Source organism: Synechococcus sp. 65AY6A5 (genome assembly GCF_002760415.1).
GTDB lineage: Bacteria > Cyanobacteriota > Cyanobacteriia > Thermostichales > Thermostichaceae > Thermostichus.
The window spans coordinates 2185333-2194631 of sequence record NZ_AXUW01000001.1 but is presented as its reverse complement, the minus strand read 5'-3'; the positions used below and the strand labels follow the sequence as shown (position 1 = coordinate 2194631).

Sequence of the window (9299 nt, the reverse complement as noted above, 5' to 3'; positions counted from 1 at the left end):
CGAGAGGAAAGTCAACGGTACAATCACTACAACCATGCTGTGGGGCTAGCGGTTGTTTATCTTATTTTTTGGCCAAAGAGTAAGGAGAGAGGTCTTGGTGGGAGAAGTCAGGAAGAGGTTGTTTGAGCTATGAAACTATATCAACGACCCCCATCATGGGTAAGCGACTAAAGTGGCTAGCGGGCTTTTCCGCCCCGCACTCAAGTGCGGGGCTACCAAGCTATCCTTTTGTGTGCAAAGTCAGCCAAGGAAGGGCTTGTTCAGGCAAAGATCGCCTGTACTCCCAGGTTGACCGCCTCGGATTTCACAAGCCACGGCTTGCTTTCCCCTCTTCTACTGCCCCAGGGACTGCAGCCAGCCGATGAGAGTAGTGCCAGACAAGGCTTCAAACAGGATCAGGGCAACAAAACCGATCATCGCCAAACGCCCGTTCAAGCGCTCTGCATAGTCGGTGAAGCCCACCCGCGGAACGGTGTCCACGTACATCTCCGGCTCGATGGCGTAGTTGTTGAGGCGGCCACCTTCTTCGACTACGACGGAGCGATATCTGCTCATAGGATTCTCCTTGCTTTTTCTCTACTAGCGTAGCGCGCTCTACATAGGACTGTAAAGTTTTGTTTACAACTTTGTTCACCCCCGCAACAAGCCGACACTGACTAGGCTAGGAAGAGTTTGTAGGCCGGATTGTGGCTTTCGTCCCAGTAGCGATAGTTCAGGGTATCCAGAAAGCGCTGCCAGGCGGGCATTTCCGAGGTGGGCACTTGCATGCCGATGAGGACGCGACCGTAGTCGGCGCCGTTGTTGCGGTAGTGAAAGAGGCTGATGTTCCAGTTGGGGCTCATGCAAGACAAGAACTGCATCAGGGCCCCGGGCCGCTCCGGGAACTCGAAGCGGTAGAGCAGCTCGTTCTCGGCCAGGGGGGAGCGCCCCCCCACCATGTGGCGTAGATGCAGCTTGGCCAGCTCGTCGTCGGTGAGATCCAAGGTCTTAAAGCCAGCCCGCTCCAGATCCAGGGCCGCTGCCTGGGCATCGGCCCGATCCCGCACCTGTAGGCCGACAAAGATGTGAGCTTCGTGGGTATCGGCAATGCGGTAGTTGAACTCGGTGAGGTTGCGCTGGCCGATGTGGGCGCAGAACCGACGCAGGCTGCCCCGCTCTTCGGGGATGGTGACGGCGAAAATGGCCTCCCGCTGTTCGCCGATCTCGGCTCGCTCGGCCACAAAGCGCAGGCGGTCGAAGTTCATATTGGCCCCGCTGGCCACCGCCACCAGGGTCTGTCCCTGGATGCCGGTGCGGCTGACGTAGGCTTTGAGGCCGGCAATGGCCAAGGCGCCGGCGGGCTCCAAAATAGAGCGGGTATCTTCAAAGACATCCTTGATGGCGGCACAGGTGTCGTCGGTGCTCACCAAGAGGATCTCGTCCACGTACTGCTGACAGAGGCGGAAGGTTTCTTCCCCCACCTCTCGCACCGCCACCCCATCAGCAAACAGGCCTACCTGAGAGAGGCGCACCCTTCGGCCAGCTCGTAGGGAGCGGTACATGGCGTCGGCGTCCAGCGGTTCTACCCCAATGATTTTGATCTCCGGGCGCAGGCGCTTGACGTAGGCGGCGATGCCCGAGATCAGGCCGCCCCCGCCGACGGCGACGAAGATGGCGTGGATGGGCTGTTGAGACTGGCGCAGGATCTCCATGCCGATGGTGCCCTGGCCAGCGATCACCAGGGGATCGTCGAACGGATGGATGAAGGTCAAACCTTTCTCGGCTTCCAGTTGCCGCGCGTGAGCATAGGCATCGTCAAAGGTGTCGCCGTGCAAGACCACCTGGGCCCCCCGCGCCCGCACCGCGTCTATCTTCACCTGGGGGGTGGTGACGGGCATCACGATGACCGCGTGGGTGCCCAGCTGCTGCGCTGCCAGGGCTACCCCTTGGGCGTGGTTGCCCGCAGAGGCCGCGATCACCCCTTGCGCCAGTTGCTCCGGAGGCAGGTGGGCCATCTTGTTGTAGGCCCCCCGCAGCTTAAAGGAGAAAACCGGCTGCAGATCTTCCCGCTTGAGCCAGACCTGGTTGTTCAGGCGGCGGGAGAGGTTAAAAGCCGGCTCCAGGGGGGTTTCTTGGGCGACGTCGTAAACGCGAGCCGTGAGGATCTGAACAAGATAGTCACAATACATCGGGATGTATCGACGTCGATAGGGTTGAAAAATGTCGAAAAACGTTGCTCCCGGTGGTGCGGGCTGCTCAAACGGGCAATGGATATTATCCCAGGGATCCAACCCTTCTCAAACGAGGGGGGCTTGGGGATAATAGCAGGGGCAATGGGAGAAAAAGCGATGTCGGCGCAGGAAAAGTTGAAGGCGCTGCTGGAGGGCCAGCCGGTGGCCAGCTTGGCGGTGCTGGATCACGGATCCCCGGCGGTATCGTTGGTGCCCTTCGTGGTGCAGTGGGATCCCTTGCGCTTTGCCATTGTCATCAGCGACCTTTCTTCCCACACCCAGGCTTTGCGGGCGGATCCGCGAGCCAGCCTGCTCATCCACGAGCCGCCCACGCCGGGGGATCCCCGCAGCAACCACGCTTTGCCGCGGGTGATGGTGAGCGGAAAAGCCCAGTTCCTCAGCCGCAAGGAAGCGCAAGCCCAGGGGTTCGAGGCTCTTTATCGCGCCAAGTACGAGATTGCCGAGATGATCCTGGGCCTAGCGGACTTCCACTTCTGCCAGATCACCCCCACCGGCGGCAGCTTCATTCAGGGGTTTGGCCAGGCCTTCCGGCTGAGCGGCCCCAACCTGGATCAACTGGAGCACCTCGGTCGCTCTTAGGCGGGAGAACCCAGACCTTCCTCCTCGCGGGAGTTGCTAGGGGATCCCGAGCTCAGGTTTTCGGGTGGGATCCCGGATCCAAGCCAGCAGCAGCGGGTTGACCAGCTCCGGGGCCTCGTCTTGGGGGCAGTGGCCAACTCCCGGCAGGGGGATGAACCCCACCACGCAGGGGAACTCGGCCAAGGCCCGCCCCAAAGCAATGGGCTCCCAGGGATCCACCTCTCCCCAGAGGATGAGGACGGGGCAGGTGACCTGGGGCAGGAGATCCTCGGCCAAGGGCCCCTGGGAGTAGCGCACAAAGGCCAAGAACACCTCTGCCGCTCCCGGATCGAGGGCCGGTCGCAGCAAAAGCTGCACCAGGTCTTCCGTAACCGCTTCCTTGCGCCCATACGCTTGGAGGAGGATGTTGCGAATGGCCCAGGGCTGGGCTATCTGGGCAAAGAAAAACCGGCCGAAGGGGGGCCACCCCAGCAAGGACTGGATGAGGGGGGTGGTTCGGCGGCGCAGCCAAGAGATCTGGCGACGCTTGCGCTCGTGCAACAGCCGCAGTGAGGGATCCAACATCGCCACCCCCAAGGCCTGGCCTGGCTCGAAAACAGCCGCCTGCAAGGCCACAATGCAACCAATGGAGTTGCCCACCAGATAAGCTGGCTCCCCCACCACCTCCCGCCCAAAATCGGCCACCTGGGCGCCCCAGGTTTCAAAGGTGTAGGGGAAAGGGGATCCCGGCAAGGGCTTGGCGGATCCCCCAAATCCCAGGAGGTCAAGGGCGTACACGCGGCAGTGCCGCCCCAGCTCCGGCAAATTTTTCCGCCAGTGGTCGCTGCTGGCCCCAAAACCGTGGATAAGCACCACCGCCGGGCCGGCGGATCCCGCCTGTTGGTAGCGGATGGACTGGCCCTGCCAGAGCCAGCGCCCCTCGCGGGGGGCCAAGACGCTTGTAGAAGGCTGTTCAGAGAGCATGGAATCCCTATCTCACCCCGAAGGATAGCGCTCTTTTTTGTTGGCACAATCTGGATTGGGAAGCAAGTTCTCTCCCTAGGCCCGTGGCAATGTCGTTGGTAACCTACTCCCTTTTGGGCGTCAACCTGCACCTTACCCTGCCGGAAACCCATCTGCAGAGCTATACCGCCTGGATTGAAGCCCGCATCAGCCAGGGCCTGGGTGCTCAGGTAGTCACCTGCAATCCGGAGATGATCATGCAGGCGCAGCGGGATCCGGCCTTTGCCCAAGTGCTGCAGGAGGCTGAGCTGGTGATCCCAGATGGGGCGGGGGTGGTGTGGGCTTTGCGGCGGCAGGGGATCCGTGTCCAGCGGGTGCCGGGGATCGAGCTGGCCGAAGCTTTGATCTCGCGGGCAGCAGAACGGGGGTGGCGCTTGGCCTTGGTGGGAGGAAGGCCGGCAGTCAACCGGGCAGCGGTTCAGCAGTGGCAAGCTCACTTTCCCTCTCTGTCCATTTGGGGCCATCACGGCTACTTCTCTGGCGCCGAAGAGGAAAAACTTCTGCAAGCTCTCCAGAAAATCCAACCCCAACTGGTGTGGGTGGGGCTGGGATCCCCGCGCCAGGAGCTGTGGATCCAGAGATGGCGCAGCCTCTTGCCCCAGGCCATCTGGATGGGGGTGGGGGGCAGCTTCGACATTTGGGCCGGCCAAAAACGGCGAGCCCCGCGCTGGTGGCGTGACCATCACCTGGAATGGTTGTATCGTCTCTATCAGGAACCTTGGCGCTGGCGACGCATGTTGGCTTTGCCCAGGTTTGCCTGGCGGGTGCTGTGGGATCGCTGATACATTTACGCTGAACACTGCTGAACATCACTGTTCAACTATGCAGCGATAGCATTCTGCTTGTTTCCATTCGCGTTAGCGGGACGGAGTCCAAACAGAATGGCGGTATCCCGCAAAGCTTTGAGTAGAATACCCAAAGCGCAGTTTCCGTGTCGTCTTACTACCAATTTTCTGCTTTGCTTTGGCTACCATGTTGGCAGACTCGAAAGTAAACAGAAAGATCAACTGGTAGTAATCCGTACTGAACATATTATACATTATTTTCAGTATAGTTGAGCTTATTATTGACTAGAGTCATGCTCCTAGCCTGGCAGCTCCACTCGTTCCCTTCTCTCTAGGCGCTTTACCACGATGCTTGGTCAGCACATCGGCTACGCTCCCCGCCTTCACCCTTGGGCTGGTACAGCCCCAAACCCCTCCCTCCTCGTCCCAACCGACCCAGAAACCACCTTGGGCCTCTACCGCAAGCCCCAGACCGGATCCCTGCCAGCCCTAGGTAGCGCTGAGAGCATGGTGTCGCTGCGGGGGGTGAGCAAGGTCTTTCCCAACGGCAACTGGGTTTTCCGAGATGTGAACTTGGAGGTGCGCCGCGGCGAGTTTGTGTTCGTAACCGGGGTGTCGGGGGCGGGCAAGTCCACCCTGCTACGGCTGCTCTACGGGGCCGAACAGGCCACCGAGGGCACGGTGATAGTGGATGGGGTGTGTCTGTTTTCTTCGGAAGGTCGGCGACGGCCCTACCGCATCCCGCCCCGCCCCCTAGCCATGTTGCGGCGGCGCTTGGGGGTGGTTTTTCAAGACTATCGCCTCTTGGCCAATCGCACCCTGGCGGAAAATGTGGCCTTTGTGCTGCGCGCCCAGGGACTTTCCCCAGCAGAGATTCGCCGCCGCCTGGGGCCGACTTTGAAGATGGTGGGGCTGACCGAGAAGCGGGATTGCTTCCCGGACGAGCTTTCGGGAGGGGAGCAACAGCGCCTCAGCTTGGCCCGCGCCATTGTCAACATGCCCGTCTTGTTGCTGGCCGACGAGCCGACGGGAAATCTGGATCGGGAAAACTCCCTATTGGTGCTCCAAATCCTGGAGCGGCTCAATTCTTTTGGCGTGACGATCCTCATGACTAGCCACGACCCCTATCTGGTGGAGCGGGCGGGTCACCGGGTGGTGCGCCTGGAGGGAGGACATCTGTACGATATGCGCTGAGGGGCTCCCGCCAGAGCGGCGCAGCCCCATCTTCCTCTCCACAACTGCGACGCTAAAGCTTAGAGCGGGCAAACTCTTGGACGGTAGGCAGCATGCACTCTCTCTCCCGATTTCTCAACAAAATCCGCTACCTCCTGCAGGAAACTTTTTTGGGGTTGCGGCGAGGAGGCTGGCTAAACTGGGCGGCGGTGAGCACCCTGTTGGTGTTGCTGTTTCTGGTGGGGATCGGCGTGGAGCTGTCTCGGGGGGTGGATGCAACGGTCCAGTCGCTGGGGGGGCAACTGGAGATCTCCGTCTATCTGGAGCCGGAACGCCGGGGGGTGGATTTGCAGCCCCAAGTGGCCCAACTGCCTCATGTGGCGGAGGTGAGGGTGATCACCAAAGAGCAAGCTTGGCGCGACCTTTTGCTGGAGATGGGGATCCAGGATGAGGCGGCCCTGGAGACCCAGTTGGGGGATAACCCTTTGGTGGATGCCCTGCGAGTCAAGGCCGATTCTGCCGAGATCCTAGGTCAAGTGGCCGAGCAGATCCGCCAACTGGAGGGGGTAGACGAGGTGTACTACGGCGACCGCATTGTGGAGCAACTGGCCCAAATCCAGGAGGTGCTACGTCTGGGATCCCTGGGCATCACCGGGGTGTTGGCCCTGACGGCAGTGGCGGTGATCACTACCACCATTCGCCTGGTTGTCATGGCGCGGCGGCGGGAGATTGAGGTGATGCAACTGGTGGGTGCGACGGCGACCTGGATTTACTTGCCCTTTATTTTGCAGGGCTGCCTGTTCGGGGTAGTCAGTGCGCTGGGGGCTTGGGGCTTGGTTCTGGGATCCCAACAGTTACTGCAGGAGGCGCTGGAGCAGTTGATTGCGCTGCCCTTCCTCAAGGTGATGCAGGCCGATCCCGGCCAGGCGGAGTTTTGGTTTCTGCCGCTGCTGTTGCTGGGGATGGGGGTTTTTCTGGGCACCAGCAGCAGCTTGATTGCAGTGCGCAAGTCGGCGGGGCGTTGGTTTTGATCGGGGATCCCTCGCCCTGGGCCGGGCTGACGCCCTTATGAGCTGCGAGAGGTTTGCTAAGATAAAAGGCTACCTGGTAACAAGACGCCGACCATGACCTTGCGTAACCCTCACTTGGGCATCGACAACGACGAGCTGATGCGTCGGGTAGAGGCGTTAATTAACGCTTCCAAAAACCGCTATCGCATCACAGTGCAGGTGGCCAATCGGGCCAAGCGTCGCCGCTACGATGACCCCAACGATGTGGAAGAGGGCTGGATGAAGCCCATTCGCCGCGCCATCATCGAAATGTCCGATGAGCTGACCGAGCCGGAAATCATCGGCGACGAGTAGCCGCCTGGCCCCCTTGGAGCTGCGATGGCCAGCTAGGGAGGAAGTTGGCCGGCTCGCTCCTCAGAAATGGGATCGGGGTTGCTCAGCCGTGACTCCATTGGGTGCAAAAGGCGGTGGGTTTCTTCCGGGCTGAGGCCCTGGATGCGCATCTCCAGTGGGCTGCGGAACCAGAGGGCTTGTTGCGGAAACGGGATCTGGATCCCGGCTTGGTCGAAGGCATGCTTGAGGCGACGGCGGTATTCCCGCGTCACCCGCCACTGCTGCAGCGGTTGCACCTTGATCCAGATGCGCAATGTAATCCCCCGCTCCCCCAGGTCATCGACGCCGTGCATCTCGGGGGGCTCGCGGATCTTGTCCCGCCAGGCCGGCTCCCGATACATCTGTAGAGCCACCTGCTCGGTAATGCGGATGGCCTGTTCCAGGTCGTTTTCGTAGGCGATCACGATCCCCAGATCCACCCGCGACCAGCCGTTGGAGAGGTTCTCCACCACCCGAATGGCGCTGTTGGGAATGGAGCGGGCCCGCTGCGACACCGGCGGCAGGCTGCCGGGATCCCCCTGTGGCGCGGCGACCAAGAACAGCCGCCGCCCATCCAGTGTCACGGCCTCCGTTTGGATGGAAGCGGTGGGCAGGCTGAGCGCTTGCCGCAGCTCTTCCAGAGCATCCAAGCGGCTGAGCAAAGGCACGTTGGAGGCGGTGCCGTGGTTTTGAGAAGTTTCCTGCCCCCAGGCAGGCTCGATGGCCGGAGATAGGGCGAGGGACGCGCCGAAAAGGAGCGGCCACAGCAGGGATCCCATTTTCCCCGACTTATCTACCGGTCGCAGCTGGCGCAACATGAATCGTTTGCGTCCGCGGTGTGGAGTACTTGAACAACCTCACTCCAAAAAGAAAAAAGCAATGCCGAGAATGGCATAGGTGGCCAAGAGCAACAGCCCCTCCAGCCAGTTGGAGCGACCGTCGCTGCTGACGGAGTTGACCAGCAACACCGAGACGGCAATGGCCACCAGCTCCACTGTGCCGAAGTTAAAGTTCATCGGCTGGCCCAGCACGTTCCCGGCCAGCACCAACAGAGGCGCCACGAACAGGGCAATTTGCATCGTCGAGCCCAGAGATACTGAGAAGGAGAGATCCATCTTGTCTTTCATGGCCACCGTGATTGCCGTCGCATGTTCGGCCGCATTGCCGATGATCGGCAGCAAAATCACCCCCATGAACAGCGAGGTAATGTGCAAGTGCTCCAGAGTATGCTCCAGGGTGCTCACCAACAGTTCCGACTCCAGCGCCACCAACACCGTCAACCCCAAGAGGGCCAACAGCCAAAACCCCAAACCGGCCCGCTCGGGCGGGGCCGTCAACACTTGGGGAATGGATCCCTCTGCCTGCAAAACCGGATTGGGGGCGAGACGGGCAGCGGCTTCATGTTCTGCCGCCTCTGCCTCGTGAATGGTGTAAAGGTAGCTGTGGGTTTTGAGGGAAAACAGCAAGGTAAGGCCATAAACCCCGATCAGCACCAAAGCCACCGCTGTAGAGAGCTCTTGGATGGAGAGCGCGCCCAAGTTGGCGTCGGCATAGGTGACCACGCTGGGCAAGATCAGGGCCACCACCGCCAGGTTCATTACCGAGGCGTTCATACGCGCCACTTCGGGCCGAAAGCTCTGCTCGCGAAACTTAATGCCGCCCAAAAACATGGCCAGCCCGGCCACCAGCAGCAGGTTGCTGATGATCGAGCCGGTGATGGAGGCTTTCACCACCTCCACCAGTCCCGCCTGCAGCGCCACCAGGCCAATGATTAGCTCGGTGGCGTTGCCAAAGGTGGCGTTGATCAGTCCCCCGATCGTCGGCCCGGTCAAGGCAGCGATCTCCTCGGTGGCTTGACCCATAAACTTCGCCAAGGCCACCACCGCCAAGGCCGCACAAAGGAAGACCAGATTGGGATCCCAGCCCTGCAAGTGGCCTGTCCACGAGAGGGGAACCCCCAGCAGCAGCAGGAACATCAAGCCGTTCAGCGCTCTCTGCCAGCCTGCTGCAGGGCGAACTGAGGAAACCAGAGAATTTGCATCGGCCAGAGTCATAGTTCCGGGGAATAGAGGCTGATAGATAGTTTCAGAAGTGTGGCGGCGGCAGCAGCGGCCTTCCAAAGCAGTCTAGCTGCTGCCAGGGAGGCT

At 60.9% G+C, this 9299-nt stretch carries 10 protein-coding genes and 2 pseudogenes; 6 read left to right on the top strand and 6 right to left on the bottom strand.

Annotated features, from left to right (window positions below; all coding sequences use genetic code 11):
* Positions 1–130 (top strand): annotated as a pseudogene (locus SYN65AY6A5_RS10415) (IS200/IS605 family transposase); the annotation flags it as partial.
* A 203-nt stretch (positions 131–333) separates the two neighbouring features.
* Here SYN65AY6A5_RS10415 and SYN65AY6A5_RS10410 read toward each other — a convergent pair.
* Positions 334–555, bottom strand: coding sequence for a high light inducible protein (locus SYN65AY6A5_RS10410; RefSeq protein WP_011429062.1), 222 nt, complete (start codon positions 553–555; stop codon positions 334–336).
* Between the two features lie 101 nt (positions 556–656).
* On the bottom strand, positions 657–2168 hold the full coding sequence (gene ilvA, locus SYN65AY6A5_RS10405; RefSeq protein WP_099884376.1) for a threonine ammonia-lyase, biosynthetic: 1512 nt from the start codon (positions 2166–2168) through the stop codon (positions 657–659).
* Positions 2169–2327: 159 nt separating this feature from the next.
* On the opposite strand from ilvA, the gene SYN65AY6A5_RS10400 reads away from it, so the two are divergent.
* Complete coding sequence (locus tag SYN65AY6A5_RS10400) at positions 2328–2810, top strand: pyridoxamine 5'-phosphate oxidase family protein (RefSeq protein ID WP_011429064.1); 483 nt, start codon at positions 2328–2330, stop codon at positions 2808–2810.
* 36 nt (positions 2811–2846) lie between these two features.
* On the opposite strand, the gene SYN65AY6A5_RS10395 is transcribed toward SYN65AY6A5_RS10400, so the two are convergent.
* Complete coding sequence (locus SYN65AY6A5_RS10395; protein WP_099812602.1) at positions 2847–3773, bottom strand: alpha/beta fold hydrolase; 927 nt, start codon at positions 3771–3773, stop codon at positions 2847–2849.
* Positions 3774–3862: 89 nt separating this feature from the next.
* Between SYN65AY6A5_RS10395 and SYN65AY6A5_RS10390 the strand changes: the two genes are divergently transcribed.
* Complete coding sequence (locus SYN65AY6A5_RS10390) at positions 3863–4594, top strand: WecB/TagA/CpsF family glycosyltransferase (RefSeq protein ID WP_011429066.1); 732 nt, start codon at positions 3863–3865, stop codon at positions 4592–4594.
* Positions 4595–4632: 38 nt separating this feature from the next.
* On the opposite strand, the pseudogene SYN65AY6A5_RS14810 reads toward SYN65AY6A5_RS10390, so the two are convergent.
* A pseudogene (locus SYN65AY6A5_RS14810) lies at positions 4633–4840 on the bottom strand (hypothetical protein); the annotation flags it as partial.
* A gap of 204 nt (positions 4841–5044) precedes the next feature.
* Between SYN65AY6A5_RS14810 and SYN65AY6A5_RS10380 the strand changes: the two are divergent.
* From SYN65AY6A5_RS10380 to SYN65AY6A5_RS10370, 3 genes are all read left to right on the top strand, one after another.
* On the top strand, positions 5045–5791 hold the full coding sequence (locus SYN65AY6A5_RS10380) for an ATP-binding cassette domain-containing protein (RefSeq protein WP_240531031.1): 747 nt from the start codon (positions 5045–5047) through the stop codon (positions 5789–5791).
* A gap of 92 nt (positions 5792–5883) precedes the next feature.
* Positions 5884–6801 carry a permease-like cell division protein FtsX gene (locus SYN65AY6A5_RS10375; RefSeq protein ID WP_099884374.1) on the top strand — a complete coding sequence of 306 codons (918 nt, stop codon included), beginning with the start codon at positions 5884–5886 and terminating at the stop codon, positions 6799–6801.
* Positions 6802–6894: 93 nt separating this feature from the next.
* Positions 6895–7134: a DNA-directed RNA polymerase subunit omega gene (locus SYN65AY6A5_RS10370; protein WP_011429075.1), complete on the top strand. Its 240-nt coding sequence runs from the start codon at positions 6895–6897 to the stop codon at positions 7132–7134.
* 32 nt (positions 7135–7166) lie between these two features.
* Here SYN65AY6A5_RS10370 and SYN65AY6A5_RS10365 read toward each other — a convergent pair whose 3' ends face one another.
* A complete protein-coding gene (locus tag SYN65AY6A5_RS10365) occupies positions 7167–7970 on the bottom strand; it encodes a mechanosensitive ion channel family protein (protein WP_099812601.1) in 804 nt (267 codons plus the stop codon).
* 39 nt (positions 7971–8009) lie between these two features.
* Positions 8010–9128, bottom strand: coding sequence for a calcium/proton exchanger (gene cax / locus SYN65AY6A5_RS10360; RefSeq protein ID WP_011429079.1), 1119 nt, complete (start codon positions 9126–9128; stop codon positions 8010–8012).
* Positions 9129–9299: the final 171 nt, after the last annotated feature.